The 19512-nt window shown below is 40.4% G+C and carries 17 protein-coding genes; 6 read left to right on the top strand and 11 right to left on the bottom strand.

The window, feature by feature from the left end; genetic code table 11:
- Positions 1 to 898: 898 nt before the first annotated feature.
- The 5 genes from K5Q58_RS18010 to udp all read right to left on the bottom strand — a co-directional run bounded on the left by K5Q58_RS18010 (position 899) and on the right by udp (position 5738).
- Positions 899 to 1969 (bottom strand): glycosyltransferase family 4 protein, encoded by a 1071-nt coding sequence (locus K5Q58_RS18010; protein WP_220755242.1) that lies wholly within the window; start codon positions 1967 to 1969, stop codon positions 899 to 901.
- Positions 1970 to 2195: 226 nt separating this feature from the next.
- Positions 2196 to 3134 (bottom strand): SPFH domain-containing protein, encoded by a 939-nt coding sequence (locus K5Q58_RS18005; protein WP_220755241.1) that lies wholly within the window; start codon positions 3132 to 3134, stop codon positions 2196 to 2198.
- A gap of 1 nt (position 3135) precedes the next feature.
- On the bottom strand, positions 3136 to 4071 hold the full coding sequence (locus K5Q58_RS18000) for a slipin family protein (protein WP_220755240.1): 936 nt from the start codon (positions 4069 to 4071) through the stop codon (positions 3136 to 3138).
- A gap of 103 nt (positions 4072 to 4174) precedes the next feature.
- On the bottom strand, positions 4175 to 4645 hold the full coding sequence (locus K5Q58_RS17995; RefSeq protein WP_220755239.1) for an NfeD family protein: 471 nt from the start codon (positions 4643 to 4645) through the stop codon (positions 4175 to 4177).
- 334 nt (positions 4646 to 4979) lie between these two features.
- Positions 4980 to 5738 (bottom strand): uridine phosphorylase, encoded by a 759-nt coding sequence (gene udp / locus K5Q58_RS17990; RefSeq protein ID WP_220755238.1) that lies wholly within the window; start codon positions 5736 to 5738, stop codon positions 4980 to 4982.
- A gap of 349 nt (positions 5739 to 6087) precedes the next feature.
- Here udp and K5Q58_RS17985 point away from each other — a divergent pair, with 349 nt between their 5' ends.
- Positions 6088 to 6297: a YdcH family protein gene (locus tag K5Q58_RS17985; protein ID WP_220755237.1), complete on the top strand. Its 210-nt coding sequence runs from the start codon at positions 6088 to 6090 to the stop codon at positions 6295 to 6297.
- A gap of 130 nt (positions 6298 to 6427) precedes the next feature.
- Here the strand turns inward: K5Q58_RS17985 and K5Q58_RS17980 are convergent, their stop codons facing one another.
- The gene (locus tag K5Q58_RS17980) at positions 6428 to 6892 is read right to left on the bottom strand and encodes a hypothetical protein (RefSeq protein ID WP_220755236.1); all 465 of its coding nucleotides are present in this window, start codon (positions 6890 to 6892) and stop codon (positions 6428 to 6430) included.
- 283 nt (positions 6893 to 7175) lie between these two features.
- Between K5Q58_RS17980 and K5Q58_RS17975 the strand changes: the two genes are divergently transcribed.
- From K5Q58_RS17975 to K5Q58_RS17965, 3 genes are all read left to right on the top strand, one after another.
- A complete protein-coding gene (locus tag K5Q58_RS17975) occupies positions 7176 to 8015 on the top strand; it encodes a mechanosensitive ion channel family protein (RefSeq protein WP_220755235.1) in 840 nt (279 codons plus the stop codon).
- Between the two features lie 363 nt (positions 8016 to 8378).
- Positions 8379 to 8798, top strand: a complete 420-nt coding sequence (locus K5Q58_RS17970; RefSeq protein WP_220755234.1) for a hypothetical protein — start codon at positions 8379 to 8381, stop codon at positions 8796 to 8798.
- The gene (locus K5Q58_RS17965) at positions 8795 to 8995 is read left to right on the top strand and encodes a helix-turn-helix transcriptional regulator (RefSeq protein WP_220755233.1); all 201 of its coding nucleotides are present in this window, start codon (positions 8795 to 8797) and stop codon (positions 8993 to 8995) included. Before K5Q58_RS17970 ends, K5Q58_RS17965 begins: the two co-directional genes overlap by 4 nt.
- 28 nt (positions 8996 to 9023) lie before the next feature.
- Here K5Q58_RS17965 and K5Q58_RS17960 read toward each other — a convergent pair whose 3' ends face one another.
- Positions 9024 to 9479, bottom strand: a complete 456-nt coding sequence (locus K5Q58_RS17960; protein ID WP_220755232.1) for a GNAT family N-acetyltransferase — start codon at positions 9477 to 9479, stop codon at positions 9024 to 9026.
- Positions 9480 to 9603: 124 nt separating this feature from the next.
- Between K5Q58_RS17960 and K5Q58_RS17955 the strand changes: the two genes are divergently transcribed.
- Entirely contained in the window at positions 9604 to 10317 is a 714-nt protein-coding gene (locus K5Q58_RS17955; protein ID WP_220755231.1) for a DUF3313 family protein, read from the top strand.
- 71 nt (positions 10318 to 10388) lie between these two features.
- Here K5Q58_RS17955 and K5Q58_RS17950 read toward each other — a convergent pair whose 3' ends face one another.
- A complete protein-coding gene (locus K5Q58_RS17950) occupies positions 10389 to 11267 on the bottom strand; it encodes a radical SAM protein (RefSeq protein ID WP_220755230.1) in 879 nt (292 codons plus the stop codon).
- 154 nt (positions 11268 to 11421) lie between these two features.
- Between K5Q58_RS17950 and K5Q58_RS17945 the strand changes: the two genes are divergently transcribed.
- Positions 11422 to 11679, top strand: a complete 258-nt coding sequence (locus tag K5Q58_RS17945; protein ID WP_220755229.1) for a hypothetical protein — start codon at positions 11422 to 11424, stop codon at positions 11677 to 11679.
- Between the two features lie 196 nt (positions 11680 to 11875).
- Here K5Q58_RS17945 and K5Q58_RS17940 read toward each other — a convergent pair whose 3' ends face one another.
- The 3 genes from K5Q58_RS17940 to K5Q58_RS17930 all read right to left on the bottom strand — a co-directional run bounded on the left by K5Q58_RS17940 (position 11876) and on the right by K5Q58_RS17930 (position 19322).
- On the bottom strand, positions 11876 to 12337 hold the full coding sequence (locus K5Q58_RS17940; RefSeq protein WP_220755249.1) for a GNAT family N-acetyltransferase: 462 nt from the start codon (positions 12335 to 12337) through the stop codon (positions 11876 to 11878).
- A 150-nt stretch (positions 12338 to 12487) separates the two neighbouring features.
- Positions 12488 to 15652, bottom strand: coding sequence for a TonB-dependent receptor domain-containing protein (locus K5Q58_RS17935; RefSeq protein ID WP_220755228.1), 3165 nt, complete (start codon positions 15650 to 15652; stop codon positions 12488 to 12490).
- Between the two features lie 508 nt (positions 15653 to 16160).
- Positions 16161 to 19322: a TonB-dependent receptor gene (locus K5Q58_RS17930; protein WP_220755227.1), complete on the bottom strand. Its 3162-nt coding sequence runs from the start codon at positions 19320 to 19322 to the stop codon at positions 16161 to 16163.
- Positions 19323 to 19512: the final 190 nt, after the last annotated feature.

The raw sequence follows: 19512 nt of genomic DNA, 5'->3' as shown, positions 1-19512 counted from the left end.
ATTATTTATTTGTTTATAAATGCATTCTGCAACGCATTATGAATTTGGGAAGATGGGGTTTATAGCTCCAAACTTGGTTTGGATTCAGGTCAACGTCGTTGCGCTTCGCTCACACCAGATTGCAGCTGCTCTGCTATTTTCCAAACTCCGTTTGGATTAAGGTCAACGTCGTGGCGCTTCGCCCACACCAGACTAAAAGGGAGTGAACTGCAACTCCCTCTTACTTTTCACTAAGAGCTACACCCCGCAGCTCCGGCGAAATTTAAACAGCAAAATTTCCAACGGAGAATCATCCAGCGTTAACCTTCCTTTGCATCTAGTTTCGGCAAGCTACAACTTTGGTTTAATGAAGCTCTAACGCTTCCGATGTAGCATCCCTTCCCCCTCGAAAGCTAGCTAGAATCTTAAGTGTAAGATGCACTAAAAGCCTTGAAGCACATGGATGTGCGAGAAAGGCCATGTCTGGACTCACGCGATTTTCTTGCTTACCTCAATTCAAATTGAATATTCAAAGGAAAACAAAAGCACAATAAAGGCTTAAAAATCGATCTTTCACCAAGTATGAAATAACCCATGAACTTGCAGGCTCAATGGCCTCCGTTGGAAGTGTCCGAATGCGTTGAGCTAATTTGCGTGATGGAGGCAGGACGCCGACATAGCCTCAGGTTGAGCCAGGGATGGCGAATCTGAGGCGGTAGTAAATTAGCTCTTTAGCATGAGGAACAACACTTCGTCGGAGCGGCAAGGGCTGTCGAGAAGGGAAATGCTGTTGTTTCCCTTTCGTCGGGTGTGGGCGAAGCGCCACGACTTTGATTTACTCCAAACATCGCTAAATAAATGGCGCAGAATAAACTTTTTCTGGCTCTATTTTCTACTGTAGATTTACTAGAAAATCCCCTTACTTATCTCCCAACAACTGCTTAAACAAGCTTTTCCATGCTTGTTGTAGCTCAAGCCATTGTTGCTGTTTCCAGTGATTGATATAGCCAATATTCGCGTCTGGATTTAATGAAGCCGCTTGTGATAGAAATAGATCGATGGCATCAGCAATGTTTTCAACTGATATAGGTTCAGCAATTGAGGTTATCGCAGATTGATGACCACCTTCAATAAGGTGATTAGCAGAGTGTTGGTTAATTTGATCCCCTAACCCATCCACTTGGCTTGAGATAATGGGTTTATTCATCGCCAGTGATTCGATGAATATCAGCCCAAATGGTTCCCATCTAGAAGGGATGATGACCGCATCACACGCTTGTAAAAAACTTGGTACATCATCAACTTTATCGACCACCTCAATATTTGCCGAGCCTACATTTGAATGCTCTGCTGCTAACTCTTTTAGCTTAGCAGCTTGCGCCCCTTCACCTGCTAACCTTAATCGGCAAGGCAGCTTAACTAGCTTCAATGCGTTAATTAATAAATCAAAACCTTTTTGATGGTGAAATCGGCCATAGGCGGCGATTATCGGAACTGTATTCTCGCTCTTTTCCTGTAGCGAACTATTGTTAGCGGTGAAACCGGTTAAATCACGCCCCTGACCTAATAATGCAATTTTGTTTGCTGTTGTTAGCTTATGTTTTAGCATCCACTTTTGCTGCGATGGTGCAATGGCAATAACCCTATCCATTAGCCCATAACTGAGCTTTAGCATCAAATAAAAACGTCGTGGTGATTTAATTTGTTCATCGACAAATGCAGCGCTGTAATGATGCTCTTGTAGAGCTAGTTTCACTTTAGGGTAGGTCAGTTTAAACCTTAAAACATTAAATAAATTACGCCAATTTGAAGCCCCATGTAGGCAAACAATATCTGGGACTTCATTTAATTTTACTGCTTGGCTAAAGTCGATATATTGAATGGTAAAATCAACATCATTTTTCAAAGGCGAGCCACACAAACTCTGCAGCGCAAAATTGACGCCGCCCATGTTTGGGTCATCTACACAATGCAAAACCTTTGGTTTCATTTATCTTCCGTCAGAACTTAAAATTACGATCAAACGATATGAACTCAGCTCAACCCAACAGACATAGAGTTAAATAGACTTAAAGGGCGTTTAATTAAACATAACGTTATCTTATTGATTTCGCAAAGGCTTCTTTTCTAGGTTTAAGGTCAAGATAAAAAAAGAGGCTAGCTAAGTGCTAACCTCTTTTTATGGGTTTAATGAGCTGAATTAAAGCTGTTTAACGCTACTTCTTCTTTTGATCTTCAAGGCCCATGCTATTCATCCATTGATCAAAGTGAATCAAATTAGCCGGTAATACCACACGGTTATCTTTGTCACTTAGACCTTCAAGCTGCTTAAAGTACTGTTCACCTAATTGTAAACGTAGCGCACTTTGACCGCCTGGCTTTGAAATCACAACAGCTAAGCGCTCGATTGATTCAGCAGTCGCTTTAGCAAGGGTTAAAATCTCTTCCGCTTTACCTTCAGCTTCGTTGACAATACGCTGCATTTCACCTTCTGAGCGGTTAATGGTTTCTGCCATAACACCTTCAGAACGGTTGATTTTACTTTGCTTATCACCTTCACTTTGAGCCAGTAGTGCACGACGCTCACGTTCAGCATTCACCTGCATTTCCATAGCATTTTTAACAGTTTCAGGCGGGGTGATATTCTTGATTTCATATCGATGAACTCGAATACCCCATATAGCACCCGCTTCATCGAGTACTTGTACTACTTTGGCAGAAATCACATCACGCTCTTCAAAAGTACGATCTAAATCAAGGGTACCAATGACTGAACGAGTGGTTGTTTGTGCCAGTTGAATCGCAGCGTAGCGGTAATCAGTAATACCGTAGCTTGCCTTAACTGGGTCGGTGACAGAGATATAAATCACTCCATCGACTTCGACATTAACTTCATCACTTGAGAAACACTCTTGCGGTGGGACATCAATAGTTTCTTCTTTTAAATCATGAATATAGGCAACTTTATCAATAAAAGGCACTAAGGCATGAAAACCTGCATCTAGCGTATTGTGGTACTTACCTAAACGCTCAACAATGTATGCTGACTTGGTTGGTACTAAGCGGATAGATTGAAACAGTTTTAAGACGAATATTAAAAAGATTGCGCCCCAAATAATCATCACCACGAAATCGGTATCAATTCCATTTAACATATTAGCGTGCTCCTTTTGTTGCTGACGGTGCTTTGGCTACTGCGTGGGTGACTTGTTCCATCCCTTCAAAGAATCCTTCAAGCTTGGCCATTTCAGCAGGCACAATCGATACTTGAGACTCAGATAGAATATTACCCACTTGGCTGATGAACTGCTCTTTAAGCATCATATTCATCGCATCATTACCGCCTTGGTTAGCCAGTGCAGTACAAATCATATCCATGCCTTCAGATTTTGCTTTGGCAATAATGGTAATTTGTTGTCCTGAACCTACCGCTTCATTAATTCGCTTTTGCTTTTGCCCTTCTGACAAGTTAATCGCTTCTTGACGCTCACCTTGCGAGATATTAATCATCGCGTCTTTTTCTGCGTTAGCTAAGGTAATTTCGGCACGTTTGCGACGCTCAGCTTCCATTTGCTTTTCAAGGGTATGAATAACATGAATAGAAGGGGTGATATTTTTGATCTCGTAACGCAGCACTTTGATCCCCCAAGGATCGGATGCTTTATCAATCTCACGAACAATTGATTCATTCAAACTGTCACGCTCTGAGAAGGTTTGCGATAGGGTTAATTTACCAATCTCTGAACGCATGGTGGTTTGTGCTAAGTTAACTGCAGCTTTTCGATAATTTTCAATACCATAACTGGCTAACTTACCGTCCATGACTTTTAAGTACACTAAGCCGTCGACTTCTAATTGAGTGTTATCTTTCGAAATACAGCTTTGCGGCGGTACATCCAATACTTCTTCACGGGTGTCATGGCGATACGCGACGCGATCAACAAATGGCACTAAAAAATGAAACCCCGGTTTGAGTACCGTTCTAAATTTTCCTAAACGTTCGATCACATTGACCTCACGCATAGGTACGATCAACATCAGTTTATAAAGAATAAACATGATAAATAAAAAAGCGATGGTTAGTTCAAACATACTTCCCCTTCCTTCTGAAAATAATATTGCGCACCATTAACTGTAATGATGTAAATATTGTTTTTTACTTAAATTAGCGATTTATTAATAGCCCGAGAACGCGCTAGCTAGGTGCTTCAGTTTCTACGTAAGGCTCAACGATTAAGGCAATATTTTCGCGGCAGATAATCCGCACTTTGCTGCCTGATTTAATCTCAGTACCGTCACCTAACGCTGGCCATTCAGTGCCAGAAAACGTCACCCGTCCTTCTTGCTCACCTGGACCAATATCAGCCTTTACCGTGACAACTTGATTATATAAATCCATTTCTTCATCAGTATTATCAACATGAGCATCGCCACCAATCATTTTTTGAGTAATATGGCGGAAACTAAGTAACAACACGATTGAGGTGATAAACCAAAGCGTAAAGCTTTGCGTTGCTCCGTCGACAATACCCGCAAACAAAGCAGCTGCGACGATGACGCATGCAGCGCCAAGTAAGATAACGATGCCACCCGGAACAATGATTTCCGCGAGCATTAAGACAAGACCAACAATTAACCAAATGCTGGTTGGATTTGAAAACTCCATATACCCCCCTGTAAAAACGTTATCATAAAATCCTTTAAGCTATTTAACCCTGTTCCAATCCCGATTTCTGGGATGCGGTTAATAGACTTGATAACTAGTGGAATGCCTAAGGCACATTCATCAAAACTATGGCGTTTATTGATATTGGCTATTGCATCAACGACACGACATATTATGTCAACAATACAGTAAAACGATGAAATTGCAATCACATTCACTTTCAGGAAACCTTCGTTTACATTAAATCCACTTCATGTTCAGTTAAAAAAAGGCAACAAAAAAGGTGCCTAAGCACCTTTAATAACAATAAATTAAGCTATTGAATCAATATAGATTACGCTAATAACTTACGTGCTGCATCAACCACAATGGTGATTGCACTAACTTCGGTTTTCTTCATCATCGCTTCATCAGGAATTTCTTGCTGAGTACGATTAACAATCACACCGGCCACACAAGCTGCACGCCAGCCTTGTGATGCACACATAGTGAATAAGGTCGCTGACTCCATTTCATAGTTCAGTACGCCCATAGACTGCCACTCTTTCATTGAGCCAACAAAACGGCTAGTCACACGACCCGAAACAGTGTCGTAACGCTCTTGACCTGGGTAGAAGGTATCTGAAGAAGCAGTAATACCAACATGAGGCTCTAAACCATAATCGCGACACGCCGCTACCATAGCGGTAGTACAGTTAAAGTCGGCTGCTGCAGGGAACTCAAGCGGAGCAAAATGTAAGCTAGCACCGTCTAAACGTACTGATGCTTGAGTCACAATCACATCACCTACGTTAACTTCTGGTTGAATCGCACCCGTTGTTCCAACACGTAAGAAGGTTGAGACACCTAATTGCGCTAATTCTTCAACGGCGATTGAAGTCGAAGGACCACCAATACCTGTTGAACAAACCACAACGGCTTTGCCATCAATATAAGCAAGATACGTTGTATATTCACGGTGACTTGCTAAGAAAGTCGCGTTGTCCATTAATTCAGCAATACGCTTAACTCTTTCTGGATCACCCGGCACGATTGCCAAAGTTGCGCCATCAAGCATTTGCTTGGTTAAACCTAAGTGAAATACGTCGGCCATGTTGAAAACCCCTTTCATTATTGAATATAAAATCCTAATTGTGTCGACTTTAACCCACTATTCGCTGAGTTAAGGTTAACTCGATCACATAAATCTTGATATTTATAAAACGATTGCTGTGGCAAATTTACAAATGCGAACAGTGAATACTAATTTAGCGAACAATAAACCACTTAAAAAATAATAGCTAATCTTAGTTCAGTCGTAGCGATTTAGCCCAAGCTTAATGCAACTCTTATTCTTCGTTACTCTGCTTAAATTAAAACCAAGCAATAGTTGATCTTTGTCACATTCCCCTCGCCAAAGTAGGAGTAGTTTTAAGTTAACAGTAACTAAAAGGAGTTGTTCTATGTTTCCAGAGTATCGCGAATTAATCAGTAAATTAAAAACATCAAATGCACACTTTTCCAAGATTTTTGATGAGCATAATCAGTTAGATGAAAAAATTAAGCACCATGAAAAGCATTATAATAGCGACACCACACCTGAGCTTAAAATACTTAAATCGAAGAAGTTACATTTAAAAGAAGAAATATATACCATGCTGAAAAAGCAGTAAGTGATTTGACGGGAATTTCAGATTACTCGCACCTAAGTAGTAAGCTAGCATCAAAGTAATAAGTTGCAAGTTGAACAATAAAAAAGGACGCTGATGCGTCCTTTAGTTTTAAGCAGTTATATTGGTCAAATTACTTTTGACGTATCGCTTCAACAATCGCTTCACTGTTATCAAAGAATTCAATGCTAGTGACGGTGAACTTATCTAGAGTAACTACTGTTGCCATATCTTTTTCTGCAGGCCATGGGGCTGTCACTTCACCTTCGCGATCAAGTCCCATTGAGAAAGGTAAGTCTTTCATTTTTGGGATAGCAACAAAACGGGCAATTAAAGAAGGCATGCCACTGATGTCTGCAATATAAGCCATGTTTTTAGGTTGTTTCTCTGCAGGGACAGCTTCTAAAGCAGCTTGAATAAAGTCGCCACCTTTCATGCCACGGCTAAATAATACTACTTGGGTTTGCTCGTTAATCACTAGCGGTTGTTCAAATTGGTCTTCTAATGTCACAGGTTCAATTTTATCGTTCACAGCAAACACATTGGCTTGCGCCGTCGTCATAAAAAATAAACTTACTACAAATAAAATTGCTTTCATCTTGTTATTCCTGAAGTAGGGTTTAAAGCCTTAGTCATAGAAAAAGTCTTCAAATAGAGGGTGCAATAAACTATACCTTAATGAAATTTCCTACCTATTAAGCAGCCTAAAAAACTTGATGTATCTCACGTATTAACGACATTAAAATTAATGAAATAGGATTAATGAAAATTTTGTAAATCTAATTATCTAAAAACGTTAAAAAACAACCCAAGACAACACTTAATTACAACACTATAATCAGTCATTATCTGTTTGTTCATCCAATAAAAAGACCATTATTATGAATGAGACTCCAGCGGGTTTAGATCAAGAATTAGCACAACTGCAGAATGTTTATGAAATGCTGACAGAGTTTGTTGTCCAATACAGCTTTCAAATCGTTGGCGCTATCATCATTTTGCTGATTGGTATTTGGGTCGCCAACAAGATGTCTGATGTTGTTACCAATCAATTTGAAAAACATAATATTGATGTCACGTTAGGTAACTTTGTTTCCAATCTTGTCAGAATTACCATCATAGTCATGGTATCAATTATCTGTTTAGGCAAACTTGGGATCAGCGTAACTCCTATGGTAGCCGCAATTGGTGCCGCATCTTTAGGTGCTGGTTTAGCACTTCAAGGCATGCTGGCAAACTACGCAGCAGGGGTTACCATTATCGTCACTCGCCCATTTGTCATTGGTAACACCATTGAGATACAAGGTGTATCCGGTGTAGTCCAAAAAATTCAATTAGGCCTGACGATTCTAACGAATGAAGAAGGTGAGTTAATCAATATTCCTAATAAACATATTGTTGGAGAAATTTTGCATAATTCTCAGGAATACAAACTGGTAGAAACCAAGTTTAATATTGATTATGAGACTGACCCGCAATTAGTCACCACGCTCATCACTGATGCTTTGTTGTCCCAAGAAAAGGTAACTCAATCCCGTCCTCCACAAGTAGGCATTAATGACTTTAACAGTATTGGTATGGAGATTGGGGTGCGCTATTGGGTGCCTACTAACAGTTACTATGATGATAAATACCAAAGCAACCTGGCGATCATTAACGCATTAAGGACCGCCAGTATTACCATCCCTTGTCCTGTCAGAGAGATCCATTTGCAACAATAATTTTACTAGTAAAAAGCTGTAGCAATAACTGATTTACTGCTAATCAAACCCTATAGACTCAAGCTTATGCTCAGACTAAGCTTGAGTCTTTTTAATTCCTGTTCACCCAAACATTTTGTTTTCTTCATGTTATTTTCGTCTCGCCCCTCCTCACTTTCATACTCAAGAACAATATTTAAGATTCTGTTTTAAATCATATTTACTAAAATAATTAGTAATTCACTGCCTATATTAGTTTTCAATTCTGTCATCAAATAACGACAAAAAGTAAAATAAACTTGACTCTAGGAGGTCAAATACTGCACCATAAAGTCAAGTTTAATTGACATTATGACAAGTTAACTTAAATCTAAGGAGAGAGAGATGACCCACAATGAACCTGAAAAAAGCTGGAAAGCAAACAATCACAGACAGACAAAGTCATTAGCTAAATGGACGACTGCTTGGGTTGTTACCATGGCAATCGCTAACTTTGGTTCAAAACTAATATGGCAAGAAAATGATTTACTTACCTTATTGGCAATTGGACTAAACCTCGCTGTTGGTGTCGGTATGATCCTCGCTAATAAACGTCATTTGGCCAACTTAGATGAAATGCAACAACGCATTCAGCTGAATGCGATGGCTGGCAGCTTAGGTGTAGGCCTTATTGTCGGCTTAAGTTATTCAAATTTAGATGTAACAGGATTGATTGGTTTTAATGCCGAGATATCTCACTTGGTAATAATAATGGCACTTACTTACATGGTGGGGATTTTGTTAGGCAATAGGAAATACCGATGAAAAATAGACTTAAAGTGCTTCGAGCTGAACGCGATTTAACTCAAGCCCAGCTGTCTGAATTACTCCATGTGTCTCGGCAAACCATTAATGCGATCGAAAAAGGAAAGTTTGATCCTAGTTTGCCTTTAGCGTTTAAGGCCGCGAGGTTATTCGGCCTCACGATTGAAGACATCTTCCAAGATGAGTTGGAAGATTAAATGGTTGGCAAACTACCAGCATAAGCCGTCATAGAGAACGTGTCATAAACACGCTATTGGGGTCGGCTTCATAATCAGCAAACGGACCACATTCGGTAAAACCATGACGAGCATATAACCGTCTTGCAGGGGCAAAAAAATCCATTGAGCCGGTTTCTAAATTAACCGTTTGAGCCCCGCTGTTTTTTACTTCATTAAGCATAAAGCCCAGTAATGTCGCAGCAACGCCTCGGCGACGAAACTGATTAGAAACGCGCATCGATTTTATTTCTACATGCTCAACTGAATACCAATTAATAGCACCACAGCCTGCTAATAAGTCGTTTTCCCATATCGTCCAAAAAGTAATATTTGGCTGTTTCAGTTTATCTAAATCAAGGGCATGCACTGATTCTGCTGGTGATGTAGCGTACATATCTTGCAAGTGTTCTGTTAATAACTCAGCAATTTCAGGGCCTGATAAATCGTCAACTCGAATATCCATATCACTAACACTCCAAGTAAAAAACATTCCCTAACATAAATACTAAAGCTGCACTCATGAGTGTTGACACTCTAGTAAGACCTGCCATATTTATTCATATTACATAAATTAAGGGATTGATTATATGCGCAAGACTTATGCAACTTCTACATCTATTGCAGGCTTATTACTATTAACGATCGTAGGTTGTAGTTCAGCTCCAGCCACTTTGCAGCAAGGGCCTGATGCCGAAATCACTAAAGATGGGTTAGTTAAAGTCGATAATTCAAAGCTGGAACTTTCTTACGTCAAACCTGGCGTTAACTGGCGTCAATATACCAAGCTCTATTTTGTGCCAACAAAAGTCACCAATGATCACCCTGCCGATTACCGTGCCCCAAGAATTGATCGACAAACTGATGGCGCTTTTGCCACTTACGATCTGCCACAAGAATCTCTGGATAAAATGGCTGTGCAATTTTCAAAAACCGTCAAAGATGTATTTAACAGTGAACAACCTTTTGAATTAGTCTCTTCCAAAGGGCCAAATACCTTGATTGTAGAAACCGCTGTCAGCGATATCCGCTTAAGTGCACCAGTTGAAAATAGTCGTCGAAGTTATAACTCTATGGGCGCCACTTACACACAAAATTCTGGTTCTATGGTGTTATTGGCGGTACTCAAAGATGGTCAAACAGGTGATGTACTTGCAAAAGCCGCAGATCGTGCAATGGGGTTTGATCAATGGCGACAAAACACCAAAGTGTTTAACTGGGGCGATGTAAAAACAGTTTATCGACGCTGGGTGACTGACTTTAAAAATGCCTTAATGACAGCAGCGGCTGAAGGTACCCCTTAAAAGCGGCATTCAGTCTAATGTCCTAAATTGAACCCGGTATCCAATCAGTAAAGATGCATATCGGGTATATCCTATAAGCCTCGTTGCCACTCTTGACGTAACGGCACCATGCCCTTGATCGCCTGCTCAACATGCCCTAATAGTTGTACTTTGTCCTTACCTAGTACCCCTTTCAGCACTAAATAATTCGATGCATGATCCGATCTGAAAATGGTTTTCTCCAACTCAAGTCCTGTGAGTAACGCTTGGATTTCGCTGAGTAATCCTAACTGATCCGGTAACTCAAAATGTCCATCAAAAGCACTGTCCATTCTGTCTGTGCCCAATGGCAGTGTTACCACTAAAGTGGACAAATATTCTGGCTGGGCTGCATTCATTAGCTCAGCTGAGGCTTTAGCATGTTGCAATGACAGCTTTTTGCCACCTAGGCCCATTAAAATCATCACCGATGACTTTATTCCTGCTTGTTTTATTTTCTTCAGCGCCACTAAAGATGAGTCAAAGTCTTCGCCTTTTTCAATGCGTTTAAGTACTTCGTTGTCACCACTTTCACAACCAACATAAAGCAATGACAAGCCCATTTGGCGCAGATCTGCCAGTTGCTCTACCGTTTTATTGGTGAGATTACGTGGTAAGCAGTAGCTACTAATCCGAGTAACACTTGGAAGATGTGTATTAATTAATTGGCAGATTTCTTTTAGGCGTTTAAACGGCAACGTCATTGCATCCCCATCAGCCAAAAAAACACGGCTGATGGGGTGACCTGATGCCGCAGCAGCTAAGATATCTTGTTCAATTTTATCGACTTTATTGGCTCTGAACTTTTTTTGCTCTTGAGTATACATATCGCAAAAGCTGCAGTTGTTCCAACTACAGCCATTAGTCACTTGTAAAATAAGCGACTTCCACTCCGATGGCGGTCTAAAAACAGGCTCTATATAGCTAATCAAATCAGTTCCTTTGATGAAAAATCATCACTTTTTGTATAAAAACCATTCGTAACGTTTGTTTTTTAATCTTTTTTTTGATCCTAAACATTTGAAATGATCGTATACCTTGATATAGTCGTTTTGTTAATCGAATAATTATTCAGGTTTGTTGATTATGAATCAAGTTGCATACGCACTCAGTGAACGTAGAGTGGAAACTCTCGATCAGGAACAACATTGGGAACTCATGACAGCGGATCAAAAAATGGTGCTGTATGATTTAAACCGATTTGGATACCGGTTGCTTTTCGTTAGAATGATGCCAGAAGGCCCTCTGGCAGTTATTGCTCAACAAAAAGAACTCGCTGTAATTGATTTTGAAGGCGAATTAAACCTACGCCCCGACATCAAATTACGAGACGTTTCCCAATAAAGGTAAAAAGTAACGCAAAGCAGTTACGCAATGAGTAGCCTGGTATGTAACGCCGACTAAACAAGAGTGCTTTAGGCACTCTTTTTTATGGGCTAAATTTATGGTCGTATTACTCATTTTATTACCAAATCAATAATGCGATCTTTGATAGGTAAATTTAACCCCATGACAATCACTATTTGTCATTCTTCGGTAATCAACTTGGTTGCAAGGTAAGTAACATATCAATATGCGGGATGCCATCTTCAAGATACATCTCCGAATTATTGATAAAGCCTTGTTGTTGGTAAAATTGATTTAAGTGTTGCTGAGCACCGATTTGAATATTTTCCTGTGGCCACAAATCCTTTACCACATCAATTGACCGTTGCATTAATGCATGAGCAATTCCCTTGCCTCGGCCTGATTCAGCAATAATGACTCTACCGATACTCGCCTCTGGGTAGCTCACGCCTGCAGGTAAAATTCTTGTATATGCAATCAGTTCGCCTTGCGGATTTAGCCCTAATAGGTGCTTAGCACCAGGCAACCTGTCTTTATTATCCAGCTCTGGATAAGGGCAGTTTTGCTCAACCACAAACACGTCAACTCTAAGCTTTAATACTTCGTATAGCTCATCTAGGCTAAATTCATTAAAGCTGAGTAACTTCCATTGCATTGCATCTAATCGCGACATTCTGATTGATCACCACTTAATGATTTTATCGCAAGCTTACCATGAATAAACAGCATCACTAAATAGACAAATCAGGTTCAAAAACACAAAAAAATACCGAGCCTAAGCTCGGTATTTTTCAACAGGTTCTTGTTAGAACATGTATTTTACTCCAACCTTAATCTGCCATGCTGACTGATTAATATCGTAAGTATTGAAGTTGGAAGTATCTATGCCGTCTTGACCAAACGGAGTTGAGTAAGTGTAAACACCAGTTTCTGCATCATAGCTGTGATCAACAAGCACCTTGTTGCCATAACTTTGATATTGTACCTTACCCCAATCATCATTAAGCAAGTTCAATACGTTCTTAACATCGAAGTACAGCATGCCTTTATGTTTTTGAGTAAAGCCCGGTAATTCTTGGGTGAAACGGAAGTCTAATTGATGTACCCAAGGTTGATTGTGAGTGCCTTTATCAATGAGTCCGCCTGCGTATTTACCTAACCCAAGCTCATCAATGGCCTTTTTAAACTCTTCATAAGTTAAGCCACCAGCATATTCAACATTGGCATCATCAGCACCTGTTGGAATATACGGTAGATATGCATCAGAGTAGGCGTAATCACCTTGGTCACCAAATCCGCGGTCATTATACGAACCTAATACCCAGCTCATTGGGTTACCTTGGCGTGCTTCATAGAACATATTGAAGCTAGAGTTATAACCTGCAAATAACTCAGTGTCGTAACCTAAGCTAAGAGTGAAACGATGTGGCGTTTCATAATAGCCTGGCCCCATAGTGGTGCCGTTACGATCTGCGCCAACAATCGGGTATTGATAGTTTGAACCTGCTGTAGAAGATGAACCTTGGTTACCTTCATCCACTTGGTTATATGCATAACCAAAGCGCATGTTCAGACCCATGTCCCAATTCTTCGCCAAGCTAAAGCTTAACGTTTTGCTTGAGCCGTCAGTGTCTGCATTAGTGAGCATTAAATCTGAACGCTCTGTGTGCCCACCTTGTCCGTTATTCGCTAATGGATCCCAAGTTTCATAAATTACACGACCAGTATCATCAGTTCTGACTTTACGGCGAGATAAATCAACCCAAGTTACATCATTTTCTTTTTGGATGTAGAGGAATTCACCACCAAAGAACCAATCTTGACCTAAGGCTCCTAAGTCCCAAGTACTGTCAAAGCCAACACTGACTCGCCAATCTGATGGTAACTCAAAGTTCGGGTCAAGTGAGTTAGTATTACCGTCTCCACCCACAAGGCCATCTTGCGCTTCACCAGGAACATTACCAAAATCAGGTGTGCCCCACGCATCGTTCCAACCGCCGGTATAACTTAATAAGCTGTTGCCGTCATTTGAGAAACTATTCGACATCCAAACCGTTGGGTAACCACCACTGTAGCGACCGACACCACCGCGTAACGTCACATCATCCGTTAGTACGTAATTTAATCCTACCCGTGGCAGCCAAATATCTAGACCATCCATTGTGCTGTTATTAGCAAAGCCGTAACGATCAACAAAGTTGCTATTTAACTCTGGCGAGTCTGACATCATGATCCTTTCGTAGCGCACACCAAAGGTCATTTCTAAGTCATAGTTAATTTCCCAGGTATCCTCTAGGAATAATGCTAGCGTTTCCATGTTAAATTGAGCGGCAACATCATCTGGGTTACCTGATAAAGCATTTTGATAGCGGAAGCGATCAACAATGCCACGCTCGAAGTCTTCGATAGAATCAAAATCCCATGTACCCATAGTGTCTTGAGCGAACAAGTTAAAGACGTCAATGCTGTTGTACTGGAAACCAAAACCAATCTTATGCTCGTCTAGGTAATAATCACCCACAAAACGCACTTCCAAGTTTTGGTTATCTAGCTCATTTGATTGGCGCGAACGCTCAGTACCAAAAGTAACGGTACCACCATCAGTTTTTACAGCAACTTGTCCAATACCCAAATTATCAACAGGGTTAGAGCTACTTACAGTGTCTTTATAAGCAACTTTAAATTCAGTCGTGAAGTCATGGCTCCAGTCACTGTATACAATCGCAGCGTAAGATTCGAAATCTTCTTCTTTATCGTACCAATAGCTTGATAAGTTTAAGTAACCTTCGGTATCAGAAACACGGTTAGTCATATTACCGACCGTTTTTTGATAGGTTAAAGAAGCACGGTGATCATCGTTAATGTTCCAATCTAACTTAGCTAGAATCTTCTCATCTTTTTCTTGAGGTGTGGAGTTATAACTACCAATATTATCAAGGCCATATACGCTACTAGCAATGCTGTTGATTCGATTTAATTCGTCTAGCGTTACATTTGAATCATTAGGAAAACCCGCTCCTGCAGGTCCCCATTCAGCCGCTTGTGGTGCATCAAAATTCTCGTAAGAACCGAAGAAGAATAGCTTGTCTTTAATCAAAGGAAAGCCAATCGTGCCACCAAATGTGGTTTCTTCGAAATCCTGCTTTAAAGCTTCACCAGTGATTTGGTCTTTACCATCACCAGCCATGCTGTCATTGGTCGTTTCCCAAAACATCGTACCCGATAGCTCATTGGTACCCGACTTAGTTACCGCATTAACTTGTGCCCCAGAAAAACCACCACTACGCGCAGTAAATGGCGAAGTATTTAATGCAACACTCTCTACAGCATCAATAGATATTGGTGAACGCTGAGTTGGGTAACCATTTGAATTTAAGCCGAAATCATCATTTTGAGATACACCATCAACCACAAAGGTGTTAAAACGAGGGTTAATACCCGCAACACTCATAGAGATACCATCATTCCCCACAACCGCCATTGGGTTTTGACGTAATACATCTTTTAAGTCACGGTTTATACCAGGTGAATTAGCAATATCGTCAGCACCAAACTCACTGTTACTGCCAGCTGAACGGTAGTAGTTTGCGTTGCCGACTACCCCAATTCGCTCAATATCAGCAGCAGATTTTAATTCACGATTAAAACGCAGTGTTTCGCCTACATTTAAAAACAAACCTTGCTCAACATCATCGGCAAATTCATCAGAACCGACTTTAATAATGTATGGACCACCAACACGTAAACCGCGGGCAGCAAACTGACCGTCAGCGCCTACTGGCACTTCTGTTACTGTACCTGTTGGTTCATGAATAATAGTAATAGTTGCATCGGTTACTGCATTACCCATTGGGCCAACAATGTGACCTCGAATGTTAGATGCAGTCTGCGATGCGGTAGCTGGTAGAGATACGACACCTAAAGCAAAGCAAGTCGCCAGCGCTAAGCGACTAATTTTATGGTTAAACATTATCTGACCCCTGAAAAATTATAATATAGCTAGTTGGTCTAGCCTTATATGAAGCTGTAGAGTAAAACTTCAGGGGCGGATGCTATTGAGGATTTATTTCAGAACCATTGCACATTTGTAGCAAAACGCATCACGACTACAGATCGACTATTTACATCTGATCCATTCCCGTAACGAATTCATCCAAGTGAATATTTCGCGACCTTGCTATAAGACTGATAAAGCCTAGGTTAACGAAAGTTAACCTTATACTCTTGCCAGTACTTTAAGTGACTGCACACAAACTATGAGCTGAAGTGAGCTATAAAAAATAAAGAAGATACCTTTCAGCAAACACACTGAAGGAAAACATTTAAGAAACAACCCCCAAACAAACAACCTCAAGGTCAATAACAATTAATATTGGTAATCACTATTAGCAAACCCATCTACAAAATTCAGATAAAAAAATACCGAGCCTAAGCTCGGTATTTTCTAACTTAATATCGTTAAGTTTGTTTAAGACAAATTAGAATTTGTACTTAACACCCACTTTTAACTGCCAAGCAGACTTATTGATGTCATAAGTATTTTGGTTAGCTGTTTCGATACCATCTTGGCCATAAGGTACTGAGTAAGTGTATACACCCGTGTCAGCATTGTAGTTATGGTCTACTAAGATTTTGCTACCGAAAGATTGGTACTCAACAACACCCCAATCATCGTTCATTAAGTTAAGTACGTTTTTCACGTCAAAGTATAAGATACCTTTATGATCTTCTAGGAAGCCAGGTAACTCTTGAGTGAAACGGAAATCTAACTGATGTACCCAAGGTTGGTTGTCTGAACCCTTACCTGCGATACCACCAGCATATTTTCCTAATCCAATTTCATCAATTGCAGCTTTAAACTCTTCATATGTTAAACCACCAGAATACTCAACATTAGCATCGTCAGCACCTGTTGGAATATATGGAAGGTAAGAATCAGAGTAAGCAAATGCACCTTGATCACCAAAACCACGGTCATTATGCGAACCTAGTACCCAAGTCATTGGGCGACCTTCACGTGCTTCATAGAACATGTTAAAGCTAGAGTTATAACCTGCTATAAACTCAACATCATAACCTAAGCTTGCTGTGAAACGATGCGGAGTTTCATAGTAACCTGGACCTATAGTCGTGCCGTTACGATCCGCGCCTACTGAAGTATATTGGTAGTTAGATGTTGCTGTTGAAGATGAACCTTGGTTACCTTCATCCACTTGGTTATATGCATAACCAAGACGCATGTTCAGACCCATATCCCAGTTTTTAGCTAAGCTGAAACTTAATGTTTGGCTCTTACCATCTTCTTCAGCATTGGTTAGCATTAGATCATAACGTTCGGTGTTACCACCTGCGCCATTATTCGCTAATGGATCCCACGTTTCATAGATAACACGACCCGTTGCATCTGTACCAACTTCACGACGTGCTAAATCAACCCAAGCCACATCATTTTCTTTTTGGATATATAAGAACTCACCACCGAAGAACCAATCTTGACCTAGAGCGCCAAAGTCCCAAGTACTGTCAAAACCAATGCTTGCACGCCAATCTGAAGGTAGCTCAAAGTTAGGGTCTAATGAGTTAGTGTTACCATCGCCGCCCACTAAACCATCTTGTGCACCACTTGGTACATTACCAAAGTCAGGCGTGCCCCAAGCGTCATTCCAACCATCGTTAAAGCTTAATAAGCTATTACCATCGTTTGAGAAGCTGTTAGACATCCAAACTGTTGGGTAACCACCACTATAACGACCTACGCCACCACGAATAGTGACATCATCAGAAAGTACATACGTTAAGCCAACACGAGGTAAGAATATATCTTTGCCGTCCATTGTTTCATTGTTTGCAAAGCCATAACGGTCAACAAAGTTATTATTTAATGCAGGAGAGTCAGACATACTAATAGTTTCGTAACGAATACCGTATGTCATTTCTAAATCTGAATTGATTTCCCAAGTATCTTCAACAAATAATGCTAATGTTTCCATGTTAAATGATGCTGCAACATCATTTGCATTACCTGATTCAGCATTTTGATAGCGGAAACGGTCAACAACACCATTTTCGAAATCATCAATTGAGTCGAAATCCCATGACCCCATAGTGTCTTGAGCAAATAAGTTAAATACTTCAACATTATTAAACTGGAAGCCAAAGCCAATTGTATGTTCGTCTAAGTAGTAATCACCCACGAAACGCAATTCTAAGTTTTGGTTGTTTAATTCATTAGATTGACGTGAACGCTCAGTACCGAAATTAACATCACCAGCGTCAGTACGAACATTGACTTGACCAATACCGATATTTTCAACTGGGTTAGAGCTACTTGTTGTGTCTTTATAGGCAACTTTGATTTCAGTGGTGAAAGAGTCTGTCCAATCACTGTAAACCGTTGCTGCATATGATTCTAATTCTTCTTCTTTATCGTACCAGTAGCTTGATAAGTTAAGTGAAGATTCATCATCAGATACTTTATTCGTTCTGTTACCAATAGTGCTTTGGTAAGTGAAAGAAGCACGATGTTCGTTAGTAATGTTCCAATCTAATTTAGCTAAGATTTTTTCATCTTTCTCTTGTGGAGAAGCACTGTAACTACCAAGATTGTTTAAACCATATACATCGCTAGCAATAGAGTTAATACGATCCAACTCAGCAGAAGTTACGCGAGAATCATTAGCAAAACCTGCACCTGCTGGTCCCCACTCTGCCGCTTGTGGCGCATCGTAGTTTTCGTATGAACCGAAGAAGAATAAAGTGTCTTTAATCAGTGGGAAACCTACTGTGCCACCAAAGGTAGTTTCTTCAAAATCTTGCTTAAGCTTTTCGCCTGTTTCTTGATCTTTACCGTCGCCAGCCATGCTGTCGTTAGTCGTTTCCCAGAATACTGTACCTGATAACTCGTTAGTACCTGATTTAGTTACTGCGTTAACTTGAGCACCAGAGAAGCCACCTGTACGAGCAGAGAAAGGAGACGTATTTAATGCAACACTTTCTACCGCATCAATTGAGATAGGTGAACGCTGAGTCGGGTAACCATTTGAGTTAAGGCCGAAGTCATCGTTTTGAGAGACACCGTCAACTACGAAGGTGTTAAAGCGTGGGTTAATACCCGCAACACTCATTGATACGCCATCAGTACCAACTACTGCCATTGGGTTTTGACGTAATACATCTTTAAGGTCACGGTTGATACCTGGAGAGTTAGCAATATCTTTCGCGCCAAACTCACTGTTACCGCCAGCACTGCGGAAGTATGTAGCATTACCCACAACGCCGATACGTTCCATATCAGCTGCTGATTGCAGAGTACGGTTATAACGTAAGGTTTCACCAACGTTTAAATATAGGTCTTGCTCTAAATCATCGGCAAACTCTTCTGAATCAACTTTGATGATATATGGACCACCAACACGAAGGCCACGTGCTGAGAATAAGCCGTCAGCACCTACTGACACTTCAGTAACGGTACCTGTTGGTTCATGGATGATAGTAATTGTTGCATCTGTTACAGCATTTCCTTGAGGTCCAACAATCTGGCCTCGGATATTTGATGCTGTATCTGCTGCCATGGCTGGTAGAGAAACACCCATAGCAAAGCACGTCGCTAGCGCTAAGCGACTGATTTTATTGTTTAACATTTTTCAGACCCCTGAAATATTTTTATATTTTAATTTGTTTGCTAGTTAATCTAGCTTTTAATATGAAGTCGTAGAGTAAAAACTTCAGGGCGGATTTTATAACCAATTTGTTTCAAAATCATGTCATTCTTGAACTATTTTTCAACAATCTTTAAACTATTTGCGTCAACTCTGTTTCACACCTTTAACC

Source organism: Shewanella sp. KT0246, assembly GCF_019654955.1.
GTDB classification, from domain to species: domain Bacteria; phylum Pseudomonadota; class Gammaproteobacteria; order Enterobacterales; family Shewanellaceae; genus Shewanella; species Shewanella goraebulensis.
This window is presented reverse-complemented; position numbering and strand designations above follow the sequence as displayed.